Origin of the sequence: Amycolatopsis sp. lyj-112, from assembly GCF_046549055.1 — a bacterium.
Lineage (GTDB): Bacteria > Actinomycetota > Actinomycetes > Mycobacteriales > Pseudonocardiaceae > Amycolatopsis.
Map to the genome: position 1 here is coordinate 194,059 of NZ_JAJPWS010000004.1, position 21,663 is coordinate 215,721.

General features: G+C 69.7%; 20 protein-coding genes. 12 read left to right on the forward strand and 8 right to left on the reverse strand.

All coding sequences use genetic code 11. The annotated features are described in order from the left end of the window. Positions 1–15: 15 nt before the first annotated feature. Together ACLJRL_RS16730 and ACLJRL_RS16735 are read left to right on the forward strand one after the other, a co-directional pair. Positions 16–720, forward strand: a complete 705-nt coding sequence (locus ACLJRL_RS16730) for a FadR/GntR family transcriptional regulator (RefSeq protein ID WP_410657437.1) — start codon at positions 16–18, stop codon at positions 718–720. 46 nt (positions 721–766) lie between these two features. Next, on the forward strand, positions 767–1,948 hold the full coding sequence (locus ACLJRL_RS16735) for an AAA family ATPase (protein ID WP_410657095.1): 1,182 nt from the start codon (positions 767–769) through the stop codon (positions 1,946–1,948). Between the two features lie 6 nt (positions 1,949–1,954). Here the strand turns inward: ACLJRL_RS16735 and ACLJRL_RS16740 are convergent, their stop codons facing one another. After that, a complete protein-coding gene (locus ACLJRL_RS16740; protein WP_410657096.1) occupies positions 1,955–3,130 on the reverse strand; it encodes a PLP-dependent aminotransferase family protein in 1,176 nt (391 codons plus the stop codon). A 163-nt stretch (positions 3,131–3,293) separates the two neighbouring features. Between ACLJRL_RS16740 and ACLJRL_RS16745 the strand changes: the two genes are divergently transcribed. Beyond that, complete coding sequence (locus ACLJRL_RS16745; protein ID WP_410657097.1) at positions 3,294–3,644, forward strand: hypothetical protein; 351 nt, start codon at positions 3,294–3,296, stop codon at positions 3,642–3,644. Between the two features lie 5 nt (positions 3,645–3,649). Here ACLJRL_RS16745 and ACLJRL_RS16750 read toward each other — a convergent pair whose 3' ends face one another. Continuing rightward, the gene (locus ACLJRL_RS16750; protein ID WP_410657098.1) at positions 3,650–4,888 is read right to left on the reverse strand and encodes an FAD-binding protein; all 1,239 of its coding nucleotides are present in this window, start codon (positions 4,886–4,888) and stop codon (positions 3,650–3,652) included. A gap of 80 nt (positions 4,889–4,968) precedes the next feature. Here ACLJRL_RS16750 and ACLJRL_RS16755 point away from each other — a divergent pair, with 80 nt between their 5' ends. From ACLJRL_RS16755 to ACLJRL_RS16765, 3 genes are read left to right on the forward strand one after another with little or no spacing between them, the layout of a single operon-like run. Next, positions 4,969–6,201: an SLC13 family permease gene (locus ACLJRL_RS16755; protein WP_410657099.1), complete on the forward strand. Its 1,233-nt coding sequence runs from the start codon at positions 4,969–4,971 to the stop codon at positions 6,199–6,201. 28 nt (positions 6,202–6,229) lie between these two features. After that, the gene (locus tag ACLJRL_RS16760; protein WP_410657100.1) at positions 6,230–7,003 is read left to right on the forward strand and encodes an IclR family transcriptional regulator; all 774 of its coding nucleotides are present in this window, start codon (positions 6,230–6,232) and stop codon (positions 7,001–7,003) included. Between the two features lie 32 nt (positions 7,004–7,035). Then, a complete protein-coding gene (locus tag ACLJRL_RS16765) occupies positions 7,036–8,211 on the forward strand; it encodes a 4-hydroxybenzoate 3-monooxygenase (RefSeq protein WP_410657101.1) in 1,176 nt (391 codons plus the stop codon). A 126-nt stretch (positions 8,212–8,337) separates the two neighbouring features. Here the strand turns inward: ACLJRL_RS16765 and ACLJRL_RS16770 are convergent, their stop codons facing one another. Both ACLJRL_RS16770 and ACLJRL_RS16775 read right to left on the reverse strand, forming a co-directional pair. Then, positions 8,338–10,128, reverse strand: a complete 1,791-nt coding sequence (locus ACLJRL_RS16770; protein WP_410657102.1) for a bifunctional sugar phosphate isomerase/epimerase/4-hydroxyphenylpyruvate dioxygenase family protein — start codon at positions 10,126–10,128, stop codon at positions 8,338–8,340. Continuing rightward, the gene (locus tag ACLJRL_RS16775; protein ID WP_410657103.1) at positions 10,118–10,966 is read right to left on the reverse strand and encodes a shikimate dehydrogenase; all 849 of its coding nucleotides are present in this window, start codon (positions 10,964–10,966) and stop codon (positions 10,118–10,120) included. The genes ACLJRL_RS16770 and ACLJRL_RS16775 overlap by 11 nt, the downstream gene beginning before the upstream one ends. A 129-nt stretch (positions 10,967–11,095) precedes the next feature. Between ACLJRL_RS16775 and ACLJRL_RS16780 the strand changes: the two genes are divergently transcribed. The 3 genes from ACLJRL_RS16780 to ACLJRL_RS16790 all read left to right on the forward strand — a co-directional run bounded on the left by ACLJRL_RS16780 (position 11,096) and on the right by ACLJRL_RS16790 (position 14,252). Continuing rightward, positions 11,096–11,737, forward strand: a complete 642-nt coding sequence (locus tag ACLJRL_RS16780) for a TetR/AcrR family transcriptional regulator (protein ID WP_410657104.1) — start codon at positions 11,096–11,098, stop codon at positions 11,735–11,737. A 115-nt stretch (positions 11,738–11,852) separates the two neighbouring features. Then, positions 11,853–13,187: an MFS transporter gene (locus tag ACLJRL_RS16785; RefSeq protein ID WP_410657105.1), complete on the forward strand. Its 1,335-nt coding sequence runs from the start codon at positions 11,853–11,855 to the stop codon at positions 13,185–13,187. 117 nt (positions 13,188–13,304) lie between these two features. Next, the gene (locus ACLJRL_RS16790; protein ID WP_410657106.1) at positions 13,305–14,252 is read left to right on the forward strand and encodes an alpha/beta hydrolase; all 948 of its coding nucleotides are present in this window, start codon (positions 13,305–13,307) and stop codon (positions 14,250–14,252) included. 49 nt (positions 14,253–14,301) lie between these two features. Here the strand turns inward: ACLJRL_RS16790 and ACLJRL_RS16795 are convergent, their stop codons facing one another. Together ACLJRL_RS16795 and ACLJRL_RS16800 are read right to left on the reverse strand one after the other, a co-directional pair. Then, positions 14,302–15,420, reverse strand: a complete 1,119-nt coding sequence (locus ACLJRL_RS16795; RefSeq protein ID WP_410657107.1) for a helix-turn-helix domain-containing protein — start codon at positions 15,418–15,420, stop codon at positions 14,302–14,304. A gap of 72 nt (positions 15,421–15,492) precedes the next feature. Further along, positions 15,493–16,074, reverse strand: a complete 582-nt coding sequence (locus ACLJRL_RS16800; RefSeq protein WP_410657108.1) for a TetR/AcrR family transcriptional regulator — start codon at positions 16,072–16,074, stop codon at positions 15,493–15,495. Positions 16,075–16,161: 87 nt separating this feature from the next. On the opposite strand from ACLJRL_RS16800, the gene ACLJRL_RS16805 reads away from it, so the two are divergent. Next, the gene (locus ACLJRL_RS16805; protein WP_410657109.1) at positions 16,162–17,082 is read left to right on the forward strand and encodes an SDR family NAD(P)-dependent oxidoreductase; all 921 of its coding nucleotides are present in this window, start codon (positions 16,162–16,164) and stop codon (positions 17,080–17,082) included. Positions 17,083–17,088: 6 nt separating this feature from the next. Here ACLJRL_RS16805 and ACLJRL_RS16810 read toward each other — a convergent pair whose 3' ends face one another. Beyond that, entirely contained in the window at positions 17,089–18,483 is a 1,395-nt protein-coding gene (locus ACLJRL_RS16810) for a PepSY-associated TM helix domain-containing protein (RefSeq protein ID WP_410657110.1), read from the reverse strand. A gap of 115 nt (positions 18,484–18,598) precedes the next feature. Further along, on the reverse strand, positions 18,599–19,144 hold the full coding sequence (locus ACLJRL_RS16815) for a hypothetical protein (RefSeq protein ID WP_410657111.1): 546 nt from the start codon (positions 19,142–19,144) through the stop codon (positions 18,599–18,601). A gap of 209 nt (positions 19,145–19,353) precedes the next feature. Here ACLJRL_RS16815 and ACLJRL_RS16820 point away from each other — a divergent pair, with 209 nt between their 5' ends. Together ACLJRL_RS16820 and ACLJRL_RS16825 are read left to right on the forward strand one after the other, a co-directional pair. After that, positions 19,354–20,538: an MFS transporter gene (locus tag ACLJRL_RS16820; RefSeq protein ID WP_410657438.1), complete on the forward strand. Its 1,185-nt coding sequence runs from the start codon at positions 19,354–19,356 to the stop codon at positions 20,536–20,538. Positions 20,539–20,584: 46 nt separating this feature from the next. Continuing rightward, positions 20,585–21,586 carry a LacI family DNA-binding transcriptional regulator gene (locus ACLJRL_RS16825; RefSeq protein WP_410657112.1) on the forward strand — a complete coding sequence of 334 codons (1,002 nt, stop codon included), beginning with the start codon at positions 20,585–20,587 and terminating at the stop codon, positions 21,584–21,586. Positions 21,587–21,663 lie beyond the last annotated feature (77 nt).

The window sequence follows — 21,663 nt, forward strand, 5'->3', positions numbered from 1 at the left end:
CGAGGGGGCGGGCCAGTGCCGGAGGCGTTGAGCCGATTGAACCGGGCGAAGCTCTACGAGCAGGTCGTCGAGCGGATCAAGGCACACGTCGAGGAATCCGGCCTGCACGCGGGCGACAAACTCCCGAGCGAACGCGACCTCGCCGAACGGCTCGGGGTCAGCCGCGCGTCGATCAAGCAGGCGATCGTGGTCCTCGAAGTCCAAGGGCTGCTCGAATCCCGGCACGGCGGCGGCACCTACCTGCTCAACGACCACCTCGACGTCGAACCGGTCGACGAACTCGTGGCTCGCCGCAGCCGCCTCCCCGAAGTCCTCGAAGCCCGCGAAGCGCTGGAGACCAAGCTCGCGGAACTGGCCGCACTGCGGCGTTCCAAAGCCGACCTCGCCGCCATCGACGCCGCGCTCGAGCACATGACCGCCGAGGTCGAGGAAGGCGGTTACGGTGCCGAAGGCGACCGCCGGTTCCACGAAGCCATCACCGCGGCCGCCAGCAACAGTCTTCTCGCCGAGTTCATGCGTTCGATCGACGCGCAGATCGCCGAGAGCCGCAATGAGTCGCTTCGCCAGCCCGGACGGCCGTCGCGATCGCTGACCCAGCACCACAAGATCGCCGACGCCATCCGCGCCGGTGACCCGAAGGCCGCGGCGAACGCGATGCGCAGGCACGTCCAGACCGTGAGCAAGGTCCGCCTGCTGACCTGGGACCCGCAGAGCGACTGACACCCGAACCGACGGATCTGTCGTACCCCGTGTTTAGCATGGCCGGATGTTGACCACGCTCGCCGTCGAGAACTACCGATCCCTGCGTGACCTCGTGCTGCCGCTGTCGCGGCTGACCCTGGTCACCGGGGCGAACGGCAGCGGAAAGTCGAGCCTGTACCGGTCTTTGCGCCTGCTCGCCGACGCCTCCCGCAACGGCGCCGTCGCCGCGCTCGCCCGCGAGGGTGGTCTGCCCTCGACGTTGTGGGCGGGTCCGGAGACCATCGGGCGCGCCGTGCGGGAAGGCCGGACGCGGGTGCAGGGCACAGTCCGGTCGAAGCCGGTCGGCCTGCGGCTCGGCTTCTCCGGCGACGAGTTCGGTTACGCGCTCGATCTCGGCCTCCCGGTCCCCGACCTGCGTACGTCGTTCGGGCTGGATCCCGAATTCAAAAGGGAAAGCGTCTGGACGGGTCCCGTCCTCAAACAGGCGAAGCTGCTCGCCGACCGCGCCGGGCCGAGCGTGCGCACCCGGGAACAGACCGGTGCCTGGTCCGAGGATGTCGACCCGATCCGGCACACCGACAGCATGCTCAGCGAGTTCGCCGATCCGCGCCGCGCGCCCGAACTGCTGCTCGTGCGCGAACGCATCCGCTCCTGGCGGTTCTACGACCAGTTCCGCACCGATTCCGGCGCGCCTGCCCGGACACCCCGGATCGGCACCCGCACCCCGGTGCTCGGCCACGACGGCGCGGATCTCGCCGCGGCACTCCAGACCATCCGCGAGACCGGGAACGACGCGGCTCTCGACGAGGCGATCGACCACGCGTTCCCGGGTTCCAGCCTGGACGTCGCCAACGTCGACGGCCGGTTCGGCATCCGGTTCCGCCAGCACGGCCTGCTCCGCCCGCTCGACGCGGCCGAACTCTCCGACGGCACCCTGCGCTACCTGCTGTGGGTCGCCGCGCTGCTCACCCCGCGCCCGCCGGAACTCCTGGTGCTCAACGAACCCGAGACGAGCCTGCACCCGGACCTGTTGCCCGCGCTCGCCGAACTGATCGCGAAGGCCGCCGAGTCGACGCAGCTGATCGTCGTCTCCCATGCCCAGCCGCTGGTCCGCGCGCTGGAGGCGGCCGGCGACGAACTCGGTCTCGACGTCGGAACACTCGCGCTGGTCAAGGAGTTCGGGCAGACCATCCTCAGTGGACAGGGAACGCTGGACCGCCCTTCCTGGTACTGGCCCAAACGCTGACGGGAGTCACGGCAGCGCCTTCGCCAGCCTCCGCAGTCCCTCGGCGATCGTCTCCGGCGCGTGCGTGGCGAACGACAGCCGCAGAGCCGACCGGTCCGGCTCCCCCACCTGGAACGCCGACCCCGGCACGAAGGCCACGTCGTGGCGCAAGGCTTCGGGCAGGAGACGGTCGGTGTCGGCCCCGGCGGGCAGGGTGACCCACACGAACATGCCGCCGTCGGGGTCCGTCCAGGTGGTGCCGGGCAGGGTGATCGCGGGCAGTTCGGCCAGCATGGCGTCGCGCCGGACGCTGTAGGTCGCGCACAGTTTCCGCACGTGCGCGTCGAGATCCGCGGACGCCAGGTACTCGGCCGCGGCGGCCTGGTCGATGGTCGAGGTGTGCAGATCGCTCGCCTGCTTGAGGATCGCGACGCGGCGCAGGAGTTCCTGGGGCGCGCGGAGCCAGCCCAGCCGCATCCCCGGCGCGATCACCTTCGAAAAGCTGCCGAGGTAGATCGAGCGGTCGGCGAGTTCCGGGCGGGCCGAGAGCGGTTCTTCACGCTCGCCGCGGTACCGGAGTTCGTGGTACGGGTCGTCCTCGACGAGCCAGAAACCGTGACGGGCGATCACTTCCGCGAGTTCGAGCCGCCGTCCGGCGCTGGTCGTGCGGCCGGACGGGTTGGAGAAGGTCGGGACGAGGTAAAGCAGCGAAGGCCGCTCCCGCGCCGCGATCTCGTCCAACGCCGCCGGATCGATTCCCTCGTCGTCGCCGGGAACGGGCACGATCCGCGCCTCGGCGAGCTGGAAGCACTGCAGGGCCGAGAGGTACACCGGCTCTTCGACCAGCACGACGGCGCCGGGGTCGAGCAGCGCGGTGCTCAGCAACTGCAGTCCCTGCTGCGAACCGGTGGTCACCAGCAGGTCGTCCACAGTGGTCGGGAGCCCGCGGCCGGTGAGCCGCGCGGCGAGCAGGTCGCGCAGCCGCGGGTTTCCCTCCGTGGGCGAGTACTGCAGCGTCCGGGGCGCCGACGCTCCGTCGAGCGCGCGCCCGAACGCGGCCCGGATACCGTCCACATCGAACAGTTCGGGCGCGGGCATACCGCCGGCGAAGGAGATCACGCCCGGGCGGGCGGTGAGCGCGAGCAGGTCGCGCACGGGAGAACCGGTGACGCCGTCCATACGACGGGCAAGAGGCAAGGACATGGCCGCTCCTGGAAGAAAACAGGCGGATCTGGAAGGCTTTTCGTGGCGCGGGACTCTGTTTTCCGTCCTACGCCCAGTGCGCTACCGGGGATCCGCCCGTACGAGCAAGCAACTGTCGCCAGTGCTTCGGAGGATATCAGCTCGGCTGTCCTAGTCTTGTGCTGTGCCACTCGTCGAAATCACTTACGCGCCTCATCTCCCGGAAGCCAAGCTGCGCGAACTGGGATCAGTACTGCCGCACCTCGTGTCCGTCGCGGTCGAATGCCCCGAGGAGCCCTACGACGGCGATCTGCAGCCGGGCGACGTGGAACTACGGTTCCGGCAGCCGGGCCCGTACGACCGCTTCGGCCTGGACCTCTTGATCGAAGTCCGGTCCAAGTGGTTCCCCAGCCGGGCGGACAACCGTCAGGACCGGGTGGATCTGCTGCGCACGAGCATCGAGTCCGCGACGGGGATCGACGACGTCGGCGTCTATCTCTCACTGCCCGTGGCCGCTTGGTCGCAATCGGACTGAGAGCTTCAGCGCTCGCCGAAGACGTGCCGCCGGACGAACGGGCTCCGGAACTTGCCGTCCGGGTCCAGTTCGGTGGCCAGCGCCCGGAAATCCGCCAGACGCGGGTAGTCCGCGGCCTGGTGGAAGAGCTTTCCCCAATGCGGCCGGACACCGTAGGGGGCCAGGCGTTCCTCCACGGCCGGCAGCAGCGCGCGGACCGTGTCCTGCTCCGGCTGCCAGGTGAAGTGCAGCGCGACCCGGTCGCCGCCCTGGAACGGGCTGAGCCACAGCTCGTCCGCCGCGACCGTACGGATCTCGGATGTGAGCAGGACCGGGGCCAGCCGGTGACCGAGACCGCGCAACGCTTCCATCGCCGCGGCCGCGTGCCGGACGGGGACGAAGTACTCGGTCTGCAACTCGTTGCCGACGCTGGGGGTGAAATCCAGGCGGAAATGCGGGATCCGCTCGTGCCACGGCCCCGGCACCCCGAGCTGCCGCGTGGTGTTGTCCGCCGGGATCCCCGCCGCGTGGGCCGGATGACGCGGGCCGTCCGCGGCTTTCGCGCCGTAGAAGTCCGGCCCCGGCTGACCGGCCACGCTCTTCACCCAGACCTGGTCGATCTCGTCGCGGGCCCAGTTCGTGAACATGCTGACGCTGTAGCCCGCGTCGTGGATCTCCTCGAAGTGCGCATAAGCCGATTCCCAGGGCAATCCGTCGAAAACGTCCTGCCGGATGTCGAAGGACGGCACCAGGTCGAGGGTCAGCCGGGTCACCACTCCCAGTGCGCCGAGGCCGACCACGATGCCCGGGAACACGTCGTCGCCTCGCGAGTAGGTCCTCAGCTCGCCGTCGGCGGTGACCAGCTCCACGGCGGAGACGGCCGACGCGAGACTCTGGTTGCGCCGTCCGGAGCCATGTGTCGCCGTCGCGACGGTGCCGGCCACCGTGCAGTGGGGCAACGACGCCAGGTTGGCGAGCGCGAACCCCGCGGCGTGCACCTGCTCGGCGATGTCGCCGTAGCGGGCCGCCGCCGGGACCGTGATCGTCGAGGCCTCGGCGTCGAGTTCGGCTGCCGTGTCGAGCGCGGAGGGGTCGAGCAGCACTCCCCCGGGACAATCGGCGATGTCGTTGAAGCAATGCCTGCTGCCCAACGCCTTGACCGCCGGCGCCGCGACAACGGCTTCCTGGATCTCGCCGACCGTCTGTGGACGGACGACCCGTTCCGCGGAGAAGGTCTGATTTCCCGCCCAGTTCGTCTCGCTCACCAGGCCCAGCCTACCCAGGCTAGATTGCGGGGTATGGCTTCACGCAGCGGCGGTGCTCCCTGACCGGTTTGTCGGGCGAAATGGTCTCCATCGCACTGTTGCTGGTCGTACTGGCGTTCGCGGTGATGCGGCCTCGCGGTCTGCCGGAGGCCGTCGCCGCCGTCCCCGCCGCCGGGATCGTGCTCTTGGCCAGCGTGATCCCCTTCGCCGACGCCGTCGACGAAGTGACCCGGCTGGCCCCCGTCGTCGGCTTCCTCGCCGCGGTGCTCGTGCTGGCCAAGTTGTGCGACGACGAAGGGCTGTTCCAGGCGGCCGGGACACTCATGGCCCGGTTCGGTCGCGGCCGGCCGAAACGGCTGCTGCCCGCGGTGTTCGTCGTGGCCGCGGCGGTCACCGTGGTGCTCAGCCTCGACGCCACCGTGGTCCTGCTGACCCCGGTCGTGTTCGCGACCGCCGCGAGGATGGGCGCGAGGGCCAAACCGCATGCCTACGCCTGTACGCACCTGGCGAATTCCGCTTCGCTGCTGCTGCCGGTGTCCAATCTGACCAACCTGCTCGCGGTCGCCGCGACCGGGATCTCGTTCCTCCGGTTCACCGCCTTGATGACCTTGCCCTGGCTGGCCGCGGTGGCCACCGAGTACCTGGTCTTCCGCCGGTTCTTCGCCGCCGACCTCGCGGCCGAGCCCCGCGGCGGAAAGGCCGTCCCTGGCCGGAAGGTCCCGGCGTTCGTCCTGGTCGTCCTCGGCCTGACACTGGTGGGGTTCGTGGTCACCTCGCTGCTGGACCTCAGTCCCGCGTGGGCCGCGTTCGCCGGAGCCGCCGTCCTCGCCTGCCGCACCCTCGCGCAGCGGCGGACCTCGCCCGTCGCGATCGTCCGGTCGGCGAACATCCCGTTCCTCGCGTTCGTGCTCGCACTGGCGATCGTGGTCCGCGCCGTCGTCGACAACGGGCTGGCGGGAGCGCTCAGCCACCTCGTCCCCACGTCGAGCACGTTCCCCGCGCTGCTCGCGGCCGCCGCGGTGGCGGCGGTGCTGGCCAACCTGATCAACAACCTGCCCGCGGTGCTCGTGCTGCTGCCGCTCGCCGCCGCGGGCGGGACGCCGGTGGTGCTGGCCGTGCTGATCGGCGTCAACCTCGGCCCGAACCTCACCTACGTCGGCTCGCTGGCCACCCTGTTGTGGCGCAGGATCCTGCACCGGCACGACGCGCGGCCCGATCTCGGCGAGTTCACCCGGCTCGGGCTGCTCACCGTGCCGGCGTCGATCGTGCTGGCCGTCGCCGGTCTGTGGGCCGGGCTCGCACTGATGCCCTGAATCTTCCACTCAGTGAGAGAATGGCCGGGTGTCCGGAAACCTCTCCACGCCGGGAGCGAGCGTCACGTCGCGGGCGTTCGCCCTGCTCGGCGCCTTCGACGTCGAGCATCGGGCGTTGTCGCTGACCGACCTCGCGGCCCGCGCCGGACTGCCGCTGCCCACGGCCCACCGGATCGCCCGTGAACTCGTGGGCCTCGGCGCGCTGGAGCGGCGCGACGATCACTACACCGTCGGCAGGCGGCTGTGGGACCTCGGACTGCTCGCGCCCGTCCAGTTCGAACTACGGCAGGTCGCGGCGCCCTTCCTGCAGGATCTCTACGGCGCGACAGGCGCCACCGTGCACCTCGCCGAACGGGACGGCACCCAGGTGCTCTACCTCGACAGACTCTCCGGGAACGCGTCCGTGCCGGTGGTCAGCCGGATCGGCGGGCGATTGCCGCTGCACGCCACCGGGGTCGGGAAAGTACTGCTGGCCTGGGCGCCGGAAGACGTCCAGCGCCAGGTGCTCGCCACCCTCACCCGCGTCACGCCGTACACGATCACGCAGCCGGGCCGGCTGCGCGAGCAGATGCGGCGCATCCGCCGGGAGGGTCACGCGCAGACCGTTGAGGAGATGAGTCCGGGCGCCTGCTCGGTCGCCGTGCCGATCCGGCCGTCCGCGGCGGGCGACGTCGTCGCGGCGCTCGGCCTGGTCGTACCGGATCTGAGCCGTGGCCGCGCGCGGCTGATCTCCGCACTCCAGGTGGCGGCGGCCGGGATCGGCCGGAGCCTTCGAGTTTCACTGAGTGGAAGCGAACGCTAGGAGTTCAGCGGCCACCCGGCCAGACTCCTCCCATGCGCACCCCAGTCGCCATCGTCGGCGCCGGCCCCGCCGGCCTGCTCCTGTCGCATCTGCTCGATCTGGCGGGTGTCGAATCGGTGATCGTCGAAACCCGCACGCGCGAGTACGTCGAAGCGCGGATCAGGGCCGGCATCCTCGAACAGTCCACAGTGGATCTCCTGCGCGAGATCGGGCTCGCCGACCGGCTCGACCGGGAGGGCGACGAACACCGCGGCATCTACCTGCAGTGGCCGGAAGAACGGCACCACCTCGACTTCATGGATCTGGTCGGGCGCAGCGTGACAGTGTACGGCCAGACCGAGGTGACCAAGGACCTCGGCAAGGCGCGGGCGGCGGCCGGGCAGGAGATCCGGTACGAAGTCAGCGACACCGCCGTCCACGATCTGGAGACCGAGCGGCCCTACGTCACCTTCACCGGCCCCGATGGCGTTAAGGAACGACTGGACGCCGACGTCGTCGTCGGCTGCGACGGCTCCTTCGGCCCCTGCCGCACCGCGATCCCCGACGCCGCGAAGCAGACCTGGGAACGCACCTACCCTTACTCATGGCTAGGCGTCCTCGCCGACGTCGCCCCCTCCACCGACGAACTCATCTACGCCTGGCATCCCGACGGTTTCGCCATGCACTCGATGCGCTCGGCCACCGTCAGCCGCCTCTACCTGCAGGTGCCCAACGGCACCGACATCGGCACGTGGTCCGACGACCGGATCTGGGACGCCCTCGCCGCGAGGCTCGGCCACGGCCAGAACGGCTGGACACTCACACCCGGCCCGATCACCGACAAGAGCGTGCTGCCCATGCGCAGCTTCGTCCAGCAGCCGATGCGCCACGGCCGCCTCTTCCTCGCCGGCGACGCCGCGCACATCGTGCCGCCCACCGGCGCGAAGGGCCTCAACCTCGCCGTCGCCGACGTCGCCCTCCTCGCCCACGCGCTGGCGGCTTTGGTGCGCGACAAGGATTCCGCGCTCGCGGACGCGTACTCGGACACGGCCCTGCGCCGCGTTTGGCGGTGTACGCACTTCTCGTGGTGGATGACGACGATGCTGCACCAGTCCGGGGATCCGTTCGACCAGCAGTTGCAGCTTTCGCAGCTGCGGTGGCTCGCCCACAGCGCGGCGGGGCGGGCCGGGCTGGCGGAGAACTATGCCGGACTACCCCTCGGTTTCTGACTCATTCACCACTAAGACCGACCAACACGCACTGCCCGACTTCGGCGACCGGCGCCCTCGTTGCCGGAATTCGGCAACGTGTGGACTCGCCTGCCGCGCCTTACGCAAGTAGTCGACTACTTGCGTTCAAGCCCCGCTAAGGCGACGTTCCCGATGCGCGCTCATGTACACAGGAGTGTTAACGACGCCATACCCCCGATATCCACCAACCCGTTGCACCACCTCGAAAAACACCCGAGACCCGACGAGCTCAGTGCAGAAGTGCAGGAACTCGCCCTCGTCGTCACGGTCGTACAACACGGAGTTCTCCCGCAGTGCCGCCAAGAGTTCGGCCGGCAGGTCGAACCGGGCATCGAGATCATCATAGTAGTTGCCGGGAATGTCCAGCAAAGGAGCTCCGGACTCCCGCATCGCGGAAGAAACGGAAATCGCGTCGTCACAAGCGAAAGCGATGTGCTGCGGCGAAGGAACTCCAGGCGCCCACTCCCCTCGCCTCACCAAGGCACTGTCCAGGGTGAGCCGGACATCGGAGTCGGCCACCTCACGACTGCGCACCAGGCCGAACGGCGCCGCGAATTCCGAGACCGGGTCGGGCCGGAGCCCCAGCACCGAACGATAGAACAAGGTCGCTTCGTCGAAGTGATCGAAGGGCTGTGTCAGGGCGATGTGGTCGATTCCGGTGATCCCCGTTCCAGCACCGGAATCTCCGGAAGGCACGAAGTCGCGGAGCCATTCGTCGTTGCCACAGAAGAAGATCTCGGTCCCGTCCGGCGCGGCGACGGCGGACAGGTCGGCCTCGTCCGGGCCGTGTTGCCGGGGCAGGACAGGGGCGAGCAAGGTTTCCGCGCGGCGAGCCGAGACGGCGGGGTCGGCGCTGGTCAGGCCGAGTGCGCTGATCGCGCCGCCCTCTCCGGTTTCGTTGACCAGCACCCGCGCCGAGCCTTGCTGCCACAGTTCGACCGGCTTCGTGCGGTGAGTTCCGGCGCGCGTGAAGCCGAGGGTGGCGAGGACCTTTCCGGTCTCCGAGTCCGCCGGCACGGCGAGTTCCGCGAAGGCGTGGCCGTCGAGCCGTGGTGGCGCCGGAACATCAAGCGCGCCAAGGGATTCCCGCAAGGCGAGCAGAGAGCGCATCGCGTCGATCGCCGCGGGCCGGGGGTCCGACTGCCGGAAGACGTCGTTGAACACCTCCAGCGACAGCGGCCCCTGATACCCCGCGGCCAGCACATGCCCGGTGAACTCCGTCAGGTCGAACGCACCCTGTCCCGGGAAGAGCCGGTGATGCCTGCTCCAGTGCAGCACGTCCATGTCCAGCAACGGCGCGTCGGCGAGTTGCAGGAAGAAGATCTTCTCGCCGGGGATCGTCCGGATCGCTTTCGGATCGCTGCGCCGGGACAGGATGTGGAAGCTGTCGAGACAGACACCCAGCGCGGGATGATCGGCGCGCCGGACGATATGCCACGCGTGCTCATAGCTGTTCACGAACCGGCCCCACGCCAGTGCTTCGTAGGCGACGCGGATTCCCCGCTCCCCCGCCGAGTCGGCCAGAAGACGAAGCTGCTCGGCGGCGAGGTCGTCGTCATCGACCGCGTCGGGCGACACGGACGAGCAGACCAAGACCGTGTCGGCCCCCAGTTCTGCCATGAGGTCGAATTTCCGTTCCGCGCGGCGAAGGTTCTTCCGGAGCACGTCCGGTGGGACCGCCTCGAAATCGCGGAACGGCTGGTAGAGGTCGATCGAGAGACCGAGATCAGCGCAAAGCCGCCTGATCTCGGACGGCGACCGGCGGGAGGCGATCAGGTCGTTCTCGAAGATCTCGACGCCGTCGAACCCGGCCGCGGCGGTGGCGGCGAGTTTGTCCTCCAGCGTTCCGGACAGGCAGACGGTCGCGATGGCGGTCTTGACCCGGTCAGCGGGCATGGGCTGGTTTCCCTTCCAGAGCCTCGAAATGCCGGAGCATCCGGTCGGCGTCCGGCTCGGCGCCGGTGAACAGGCGGAAGGAGTCGGCGGCCTGCAAGACCACCATCCCGCCGCCGTGCAACGTCCGGCACCCACGCTCGCGCGCCTGCTTCAGCAGCGCGGTCTCCAGTGGCCGGTACACGATGTCGGCCACCCACATACCGGAGCGCAGCAAGTCCGCGGACACAGGCGATCCCGGGTACGCGGCCATGCCGGTCGGGGTGGCGTGCACGAGCCCGTCGGCGGTCCGGATGTCCTCCAGAGAACCCGGGCGAGCGCGGTCGTCGCCGAACCGTCGCCGCAGGCCGGCGACCAGGACCCCCGCGCGGACCTCATCGACGTCGTGGACGATCAGCGTCCCGGTCCCGAGCGAAAGCAGGGCGTGAGCGACGGCCGCGCCCGCACCGCCCGCTCCCAGCAGGACGACGGTGTCCATGTCCGCGTCCGGCAGTCCCTGGGTCAGGTTGCGGGCGAAACCGGTCGCGTCGGTGTTGTGGCCCGTCGCCTTGCCTTCGCGGAACACCACCGTGTTCACCGCGCCCAGCGCCGCGGCGTCGGGCACGATCTCGTCCAGATACGGGAGAACCCGCTGTTTGACGGGGTGCGTGATGTTGAGCCCGTCGAAGCCCGCGGTCCGCGCGGCGGCGAACACTTCGCCGATCGGCAGGCTCAGCGCGTCGAGGTCGAGCCGCCGGTAGAGATAGCGCAGACCGAGTTCGTCGGCTTCCCGTTCGTGCAGTGCCGGGCTCAGCGACGGCCCGATACCGGCGCCGACCAGGCCGATGAGGTAGCTGGTCACCAAGGACCCTCCGTTGAGACAAACCAGGATTAATGTACGAACTAGTGAGTTCACTGTAGCGCGAACGGGCCGATGCGAGAAGGCCTGCGTTAGAGTGGGGCCTTCCACCAGCGGTTCGAAGGGAGTCCGGTGGCCGCACCATCATCCGAGGTCGAGCGTCAGCGCGACAAAGAACGCACGCGCGCCGAGATCCTCGCGGTGGCCACCAGAGAGTTCGCCGACAAGGGCTACGCCGGCGCCAGGGTGGACGAGATCGCCGCTCGCACCAGCACCACCAAGCGGATGATCTACTACTACTTCGGCGGCAAGGAACAGCTTTACGTCGCCGTGCTCGAACGGGCGTACATCGCCATCCGTGCCCTCGAACAGGACCTCGACGTCGAACACCTCGAGCCTGAGGACGCGATCCGGCAGCTGGCCGAGCTCACCTTCGACCACCACGAGGCGAACCCGGACTTCATCCGGCTCGTGAGCATCGAGAACATCCACCACGGCGAGCACATCGCCCGTTCCGAGGCACTGTCCGGGATGGCGAACCCCGCACTCGACGTGCTCACCCGCATCCTGGACCGCGGCCGCGAGGCCGGCCGGTTCCGTGACGACGTCGACGCGCTCGACCTGCACATGGTGATCAGCTCGTTCTGCGTGTTCCGCCTCGCGAACCGGCACACCTTCTCCGCGATCTTCGGCCGCGACATGCTCGACCCGAAGCGCCGCGCGCACTACCGCCTGATGCTGGGCGACTTGGTGATCGAGTACCTGACGGCCTGAAACTCCGGCTCTTGACAACCGGGGCACCGTCTCGCAATCTGTATTAACTAACTAGATCGTACATTGCTTCATGCTGTGTCTGAGCAACGGAGCACGGACTTTCAGGAGCACCGACGTGGCCCCTCCCTCCCCTGTCACGCAAGGCACGCCCCGCAAAGCCGCACTGGCCGCCTGGATCGGCAGCGCGCTCGAGTACTACGACTTCTTCATCTACGGAACAGCCGCCGCGCTGGTGTTCAACAAGGTCTTCTTCCCGGCCTCCTCCCCCGCCACCGGAACCCTGCTCGCGCTCGCGACCTTCGGCGTCGGCTACCTCGCGCGCCCGGTCGGCGCGTTCGTCCTCGGGCACGTCGGCGACCGGCTCGGCCGCAAGAAGGTCCTGGTCTTCACCCTGCTGCTGATGGGCGCGACGACGTTCCTCGTCGGCTGCCTGCCGTCCTACGCCTCCATCGGCGTGATGGCGCCGATCCTGCTGGTGGTTCTCCGTCTGCTGCAAGGACTTTCGGCCGCCGGTGAGCAAGCGGGCGCCAACTCGATGTCGATGGAACACGCGCCCGGGCACCGCCGCGGCTACTACACGAGTTTCACCCTCAGCGGCACTCAGGCCGGCCAGATCCTGGCCACCGCCGTCTTCTTGCCGATCGCCGCGCTTCCCCAGGAGCAGCTGCTCACCTGGGGCTGGCGGATCCCGTTCTGGTGCAGCGCCGTCGTCGTGGTCGTCGGGTTCGTGATCCGCCGCAAGCTCGACGAGACCCCGGTGTTCGAACAGAACCGCGGAGAGGTGGCCAAACTGCCGGTCGCGGTGCTGTTCCGCACGCACTGGAGGGACGTGCTCCGCGTCATCGCCGCCGCCACGATCGCCTCCGTCAGCACGATCTTCACCGTCTACGCGCTGAGCTACGCGGTCAACACGGTCGGCCTGGAGCGCGGTCCGATGCTCTGGGTCGGCATCCTCGCCAACATCGCCGCACTGCTCGCGATCCCGCTCCTGGCCGGGCTTTCCGACCGGATCGGCCGCAAGCCGGTGTTCATCGCGGGCTGTCTCGCCTGCGCCGTGCTGATCTTCCCCTACCTGTGGTCCATTTCGGACGGCTCGTACGCGCTGATCTTCACCTTCGGCATCGTGATGTTCGGCGTGGCCTACAGCGCGGTCAACGGGGTGTGGCCGTCGTTCTACGGCGAGATGTTCAGCGCCAAGGTCCGTCTCTCCGGGATGGCGATCGGCACCCAGATCGGCTTCGCGATCGCCGGATTCGCCCCGAGCGTGGTGGCCGCGATCGGTTCCGGGAAGGACGACTGGCTCGGCGTCGCCATCTTCACCGCGGCGGTCTGCCTGCTCAGTGCGACGGCCGCGCTCACCGCGCGCGAAACGCACAAGATCCCCACCGAGGACCTCGGTGTGGTGGAGCCCGTGCCGGCGAGGGCCACGGCCGTTCCCCACGCGGGCTGAACCCGCACGCTTGGTGGGTGAACGGGTACGGTTCCGCGACGCGTGGCGGATGCGGCGCCTCGGCCGGGCTGAGCACAATCGGTGGCAGATCCCGATGCCACGACAGGAGTGCGACCGATGAGCTACGCGTTCGACCCGGAGATCGCCCCGGCGGTCTCGCTGTTGCCCACAGTGGACCTGGACGACCTGCCTGCCGCCCGCGAATTCCTGGAAACGGTGTTCGCGGAGCGGCAAGGCGAGGTCGACACGACGGGCATCACCATCCGCGAGGAACTGGTGCCCGGCCCCGATGGCGCCCCGGACGTACGAGTGCGGATCTACACGCCGGACCGGATCGCCGCCCCCGCCGCGATCCTCAACGTCCACGGCGGCGGATTCATCATCGGCAACCTGGAGATCGACCACACGAGCAACCTCCGGTTCGCCCGTGAACTCGGGGTCGTCGTGGTGTCGGTCGACTACCGGCTCGCCCCGGAAGCGCCGTACCCGGGAGGGCTCGAAGACTGCTACGCGGCACTCACGTGGCTGGCCAAGAACGCGGCCGAACTCGGCGTCGATCCCGCTCGGATCGCGATCCACGGCATCAGCGCCGGCGGCGGGCTGTGCGCGGCGCTCGCGCTGCTGGCCCGCGACCGGGGCGGCCCGGCGATCATGTTCCAGTACCTCGGGGTGCCGGAAGTGGACGACAGGCTGGAGACGCCGAGCATGCGGGCGTTCGTCGACACCCCGCAGTGGAACCGGCCGCGGGCGGAAATCAGCTGGGATTCCTACCTCGGCGAGGGCGTCCGCGGCAGCGCGGACGTTCCCGTCTACGCGGCACCTGCCAGGGCGGTGGACCTGAGCGACCTGCCGCCCGCGTATGTCTCGGTGATGGAGTTCGACCCGCTTCGCGACGAAGGAATCGCCTACGCCCAAGCACTTCTGGCCTCCGGCGTCACCACCGAACTGCACCTGTTCCCCGGCACGTTCCACGGTTCGTCCTCAGTGGAGCACGCCGCGGTGAGCAAACGCGAGGTCGCCGAAGCGCTCACCGTGCTCGCGCGGGCCCTCGACGTCGAGCGCTAGCCGCGCTGGGTAATTAACCGCGCTGGGTAATTTAACCGCGCTGGGTAATTTAACCGCGCTGTGCCAGGCGGCGGGCGAGCAAGGCGAGACGGGCTCGGAACCGGTCGCCCGGCTCGTCCAGCCGCCAGCCCAGCGCGTCCTCCACATGGGCGAGGCGCGCTGCCACCGAGCTGTGGTGACGGTGCAGCGCGACCGCGGCCTGCCGCAGGGATCCCGTACGGCAGAACGCTTCCAGTGCCGCGACGTCGGCCGCCCCGGTCGGCGTCGCGGCGAGCACGTCCAGTGCCCGGACGTCGTCCTGTGCCCGCAACCGGGTCACCGGGACCTCGGCGAGCAGGGTGAGCGAGCCGAGTTCGCCGTGCACCACCACCGGTTCCGCCACTGGTACGGCGAACCGTTCGGCCAGCCGGGCCTGCAGCCAGGACCGGCGTGCCTCGAGCCCCGGCACGGTGTCGCCGACGCCGACCCGCACGCCCCCGGTGGTCTCGCGTTCGCGAGCCCGGTCGGCGAGCGCGGACCGCAGCGACTCGACCACCGAGTCGTCGCGCGGTTGCAGCAGGACCGCGGCCACCTCCCCGACCACCGCCACGTGCAGCCGGGGCAGCGGGCCGCCCCGAGCCAGGAGACCGACCGCGGCCACTCCGGGATCACGTCCGTCGTCGGTGCCGACGGCCACCACCCGCACCGGACGCGCGGCATCCAGCCCGAGCAACAGGAGGGCGCGGGCGCGGTCTTCTTCCGCCGCCTGCTCCCCCAGCAGTAGTTCCACCAGCGCGGGGTCCGCCAGATGCGGTGCCGGTTCGGCGGGCACGACGGGGCCGAGCACCCGCGCCGCCATCGCGAACCGCTCCAGCACGAGGTCGTCGAACGGCCCGGGGGAACCGGGGCGCTCCAACCACACCTGGCCCGCCGGATCCCTGCCCAGGTCCGCCGACACCGGCTCGGCGACCGCGTCGCCCGCGCGTTCGCCGTCGGGCCGGAACCTCAGCGGCGACGGCGATCCGTCCCGCCGCAACCCGGCGACGCAGTCCGCCAGCGCCGCGGTGGCCCGCACCAGATCCGACAGACGCGCCCGGCGGGCCACGAGTTCGTCGAAGTAGGCGATGACCCGGACTGCGGCTTCCGCGTCGGCGTCCACCGCGGAAAGCCGCAGGAGCAGACCTTTCATCTCACCAGGCTAGGCCGGGTCCTGTGAGTCTGTTCGATGGGCTTCTTGACTTACAGGACTCGGCCTGACCGTTCAGAGGCCGGGCCAACCTCGGTGCAGAGAAGCGAATGCGGCGTCCAACGCGGCGGGCGGATCCGGCTCGATCCCCGCCAGGTCGGGGATCTCCAGCACGTAGCGAGCCAGCAGGCGCAGCGAGAAATCGTCCTCGTCGCGGCCGGTCTGTTCGGCGATCACCCGCGCGAGCTCGGTCTCGCAACCCGTCCACAGTGTCCTGGCGTAGGCACGCAGGGCCGGGGTGGAGACCACCAGATCCGCGACACGGCGGGACCGTGGATCGGAGTCCGGGTCGAACGGACCCCGAGTCGCGAGGAACTCCCGCAGCGCCTCCAGAATCGTGACTTGCTCGGCACGGTTCCGTACCGCCTCGGCCAGTGCGCGCTCGCGCTCGTGCCCGTCGCCGAGGACCAGTGCCTCCTTTCCTCCCGGGAAATGTGCGAACAGTGTCGACACCGCCGTGTCCGCGGCGTCCGCGATCTCGGCGACGGTGACGTTGTCGAAGCCTCGTTCCAGGAACAACTCCCGCGCCGCCGAGGACAACGCCTGGCGAGTCGCCGCCTTCTTTCGCTCACGTCTGCCCGGCTCACCCTGTCCCATGCCCACAAGGTACACGATACTCGAAGTCACTTCAAGTTCGGAATGTGTGTATATTCGGAGTGACTTCGATTTCGATGGGGAGACCTCATGACGGACTGGGACGTGCACCACCTGCCTCGCGCCGAGGACAGGACCTTTCTGGTCACCGGCGGCAACGCGGGTATCGGATACTTCGTCGCCGAGCAACTGGCGGGTACCGGAGCCACCGTGATCCTCGGGAGCCGTAACGCGGCCAAGGCCGAGAGCGCGATGAGCTCGATCCGGTCCCACGTGCCGGACGCACGGCTCGCGCATCTCCGACTGGATCTCGCCGACCTCTCGTCGATCAAGTCCTCTGTGGACGCTCTGGAGACGGACCGGATCGACGCGGTCGTCTGCAACGCGGGCGTACTCCTGGAAGAGCCACCGCGACGGGAGACGGCCGAGGGTCATGAGCTGACGTTCGCCACCAACCACCTCGGGCACTTCGCGCTGGTTCACCGGCTGATGCCCCTGCTCGAAGCGGCGGAGGCCGGACGCGTCGTCACCACAGGCAGCTTCGTGGGCAAGTCGGCGGAACTTGACCTGGACGATCTGCACAGCGAGCGGGACTACCAGCCCAAGCGCACCTACTCCCGTTCGAAGCAGGCGCAGATGCTCTTCGCGTTCGAATTCGACCGGCGGCTGCGAGCGGCCGGGAGCACGGTGCTGAGCGTGGTCGACCATCCCGGCGGCGCACTGGATTCCCTGACCCCGGCCCGCCCCACGGTGCAGCCGGCGCCCGGCGGGCGCCGGTTCCCCGCCGGGCTTCTGTTGCAGGGCAAGGAAGCCGGCGCATGGCCCGCTGTCCGCGCGGTACTCGACCCCGCCGTGCGCGGCGGCGAGATGTTCGGTCCCCGCGTGTTCGGTCTCCGCGGCGAGCCCCGGCTCGAGCCGATCCGCGGCAAGCTGGCCGACACCGGGCTCGCCGCCCGTTTGTGGACGGCGAGCGTCGAACTCACCGGTGTCGACCCAGCCTCGAACCTTTGACGACGGCTAGACCGTGACGTCCGATTCCGGTTCGGACCGGCCACGCGATCGCAAGCCCAGAAGGAGGTCGATCACCAGGAACAGCACCAGGCTGATGCCGAGCAGCGGGATGAACCAGCCGATCACCGCCGCCGGCACGACCAGGCCGGCCACCAGCACACGCGGCGCCTTCCGCCACTGCCCACGCGGAATGGGCCGCCCGAAGGTCAGCCCGGTGGCACGGGTCGGCCTGCGCTTCCACCACATGCGGTAGCCGAGCACGACCAGCGTGACCAGGCCCGCGCCGAGCAGGAGCAGGAGGATCTGGTTGGGCCAGCCGAACAGCACGCCCATATGCGCGTCGATCCCCCACCGGGCGAGCTTCGCCATCAGCGGGTAGTCGGCGAACCGGACCTCGCCGAGGACCTGCCCGGTACCGCCGTCGACCGCGACCGCGTCCACCTGTGTCGGCCAGCCGCGCCCGACTTCCGTGACCTTCCAAGGCGAACCCGGCTCGGCGGGTAGCCCGATCTCCAGGTCGGCGGCGTCGATCCCGCCGGCGCGGGCCGCGGCCAGCACCGCGTCCACCCGCTCGGGCTGATCGGCGACCGGAGGGGCGGGCACGTCCCCGTGGCCGGAGTGGCCTGCGTGTTCACCACCGCCCGCGACCTTGAGCGCCGGTGTTTCCCAGCCGAGGGAGGCACGCAAGTCGGACACGTTCTCGCCCGCGTAGGCCGACCACGTCAGGCCCGTGGCGGACAGGAACAGCGCACCAAGCAGGACCCAGAGACCGATCGTTCCGTGCCGGCGGACCGATTTCCCTCGCACGGACTCGGCCTTCTCGGCGCTCTCGTTCCGGCGGGCCCGGCGGCGGCTCACCCACAGCACCAAGCCGCCCAGTGCGACGACCCACAGCCATGACGCGGCCAGTTCGCTGTACAGCCGCCCCGGCTCGCCGAGCAAGAGATTGCGGTGCAACTGATCGAGGGTCGTGCGGAACGGCAGCGCGCCGCTCGTGCCGTAGGCGACGAGGTCGCCGCGCACCTGAGCGGTGGCGGGGTCGACGAACACCGCCCGGCGTTCGGACTCCCCCAGCCCTTCCTCGGAGAAGAGGACGCGGGTCGTGTCGCCCGGCTCGGGAGCGGGACGGACGGCGACCAGATCGCCGCCGGGATTGGCCGTCTGCGCCGCCTTCACCTGGTCGGAGAGGGACGCCTGATGCAGACCGACGGGCGCCTCCAACTGGTCGGAGTAGATCCAGGACTCCATTTGGGGCGTGGCGGCGTACAGGACGCCGGTGAGCGCCGCGATCAGCACGAAGGGTCCGGCGAGAACGCCGGCGTAGAAGTGCAGACGGAGGAACAGCCCACGCCAGGCCGTCGTGCGTGGTGGACTCGTGGTCGGTTCGATTCGTGTTGCCATGAGGGAACTCCTGATGCGTCGGTGGGGTGGCGAACGCCCGCACCACGCGCCGGGACGGTCACGGCGCGCGTGCGCAAAACCTGCCGGGACACGGGCCTCGGCAGGGTTTCGGGGATCAGGCGAACGACACCGGCGGACCGCGCCGGGAGAGCACGTCACGCAGGAGTGCCTCGGTCGCGGGGTGCTCCACCGCGAGCGGGACATGGATCCGCAACGGCGCCGTCGCGAGCCGCGGTGCGAGCCGTCGCGGCAGCACCGAGGCGATCAGGGTCATGAGCGCGAACAGCACGCGTTCCGCGCCGGCCAGTACCGCGACCACCACGAGGGTCGAGATCGCGTGGCCCGCCGTCATGAGCAGGCCGTTTTCCGAGGTCTCGGCGTGGTGGGAGTGCGCTTCCCACGCCAGGAAGGTGAGGGAAGCGTGCATCGCCAGTTGCCCGCCGGCCACGAGACCGAGGATGACGAGGGGACCACGCCGGCGCCCCGCGAACGCGTAGGCCACCCAGCTCAGCAGGGCGATGAGCAGGACCACCAGGCCCAGATCGGGGACGCGCCCGTTGGCGCCGAGGTGGGCGCCGGTGGCCAGGATGCCGGTCAGCAGCCCCACGGCTCCGCCCCGGAGGCGCCGTGGCAGCCCTCGAGTCGGAGTCAGCACGCGCACGCGACGCAGACTAGAGCGCGATCGGTGCCCTTGTCGCGCATCAAGGACGCCCGGGCCATATCGGGTACTACGGAGTGGGATCGATCGGGGATCACTCGAGCCCTGCTGAGTTATCCGTTCGTTATTCTTCCGGCTCGCCGACCATCGATTCCCCGTGAGCTGAGGAGCGATCCACCTTGACCGACGACATCCGGAGGAAGCCGGTTCCGGTGTTCCGCAGCCTGTCGTTCGCGCGGCTCTGGACCGGCAACACCGCTTCGGGGCTGGCGACCTGGGCGTTGCCGTTCATCCTCGGGCTGGCCGTGCTCGAACGCTCTCTTTCGGCCGTCGACCTGGGCATCGTGCTGGCCACGCGCACCGCGGGGTTCCTCGTCGCCGTACCCGTGGCCGGTGTCCTCGCCGACCGGCACTCCCGCCGTCAGGTGGTGCTCTGGGCCGGCCTCATCGCGGGCCTCGCCACTCCGCTCATCGCCGTCGGGATGGGCCGCTCCCTCCTGCTGATGGCCGTCGCGGCCGCCGTCGTCGGGGTCGGACAGGGCGCGTGCCGCCCGGCGTTCCAGGCGCTGACCGCGGAGGTGATCGCCGACGACCAGCGTCAGCAGGCCAACGCCGCGATGACGCTGGCGGTGCGGGTCACGACACTGGTCGCCCCGGGTCTCACCGCACTGCTCTCCGTGGTCGCCTCGACGTCGGTTCTGGTCATCGGTACCGGCGTGCTGTGGCTGTGCGCGGCGCTGATCCCGCCGCAGGGCACGCACAACCCGGCGCCGCCGGCCGCCAAGGCCAGGTTCTTCGGCGAGTTCGCCGACGGGATCCGCGAAGCCCGGCGGCACCCGTGGTTCCTGGCCGGGCTCGGCGCGCTGACCGCCGTGATCGCGACCGGCTACTCCGCCACCGGCGTAGTGCTCCCGCTCGTCAGCCGCGACCGCTACGGCACCGAAGCCGTGCTGGCCGCCGCGTTGACCGCGTACACGCTCGGCGCGCTCGCGGGCGCCGTCGTCATCTCCCGCTGGCGGCCGCGACACCAAGGCCGGGCGGCCCTGATCGGGCTCGCCTGCTACGGATTCGCACCGCTGAGCCTGCTGTTCCCGGTGCACCCCGCGTTCGTCATCGCCGCCTACGTCGTCGCCGGGCTGGGGATCGAACTGTTCAACGTCCCGTGGTTCACCGCGACGCAGCGAGAGGTCGAGCCCGGGAAGCTCGCCCGGGTGTCCTCTTTGGACTTCCTGTTCTCGTACGGGCTGGCACCGGCGGGGCTGGCGCTGATCGCACCCGCGATCGACCAGTTCGGGGCGGTACCGGTGCTGGCCGTGTGCGCCGTCGTCTGCTTCGCCGCGCCAGGCGCCGCCGCCTTGGTTCCGTCCGCGCGGGACTTCCGGGTGAGCAGGGCTTGACGGGATCTGTCTTACTTTTGCGCTCGCTTGCTGTAAAGTTTCAGCCATGACGCGTCGTCTTGCCGAAGTCGCCCGCAAGGTCGGGGTCAGTGAAGCCACGGTCAGCCGGGTGCTCAACGGCCGGTCCGGGGTCTCCGCCACCACCCGGGCCGCCGTTCTCACCGCGCTGGACGTGATGGGCTACGAACGGCCGACCCAGCTGCGCGGGGATCGCGCCCGCCTGGTCGGGCTGGTGCTGCCCGAACTCCAGAACCCGATCTTCCCGGCACTGGCCGAAATCATGGGCAACGCCCTCGCCCAGCAGGGCTTCACCCCCGTGCTGTGCACGCGCACGGCGGGCGGGGTGTCCGAGGCGGAGTACGTCGAACTGCTGCTCCAGCAACAGGTTTCGGGCGTGGTGTTCGCCGGCGGTATGTACGCCCAGGCCGACGCGGTGCATTCGCACTACCACCACCTGGCCGAACGCCAGCTCCCGACCGTGCTGATCAACGCCGCCGTCGACCACCTCGGCCTGCCGCAGATCTCGTGTGACGACGCGGTGGCCGTCGAGCAGGTCGTCGGGCATCTGAGCTCGCTCGGGCACGAGAAGATCGGGCTGGTGCTCGGGCCGACCGATCACGTGCCTTCTCGGCGCAAGCTCGAGGCTTTCCGTTCCTACGCCGCGAAACTCGGCCTGCCGGTGCTCGACGAACTGGTGGAGCACGGGATGTTTTCCATCGAGGGCGGGCACGCGGCCGCCGCGCGGCTGTACCCGCGCGGGGCCACGGCCGTCCTCTGCGCGAGCGACCTGCTGGCACTGGGCGCGATCCGCGCGGCCCGGCGGCAGGGCCTCTCGGTACCGGAAGACATCTCGGTGGTCGGCTATGACGATTCGGCCCTGATGAACTGCACCGACCCGCCGCTGACCACCACCCGCCAGCCGATCGAAGCGATGGGCCGAGCGGTGGTGGAACTGCTGGTGAAGCGCATAAACGGTGGCGAAGTGGCGGCCGAGGAACTGCTGTTCGCGCCCGAACTCGTCGTCCGAGGCTCCACCGCCCGCCGGTAGTCACTCCCCGCTCCACACCTAGGCACCTCTCGCACTCAAGTACCGCGAGGGGTGCCTAGTTGCGTTCGCCGACAGGC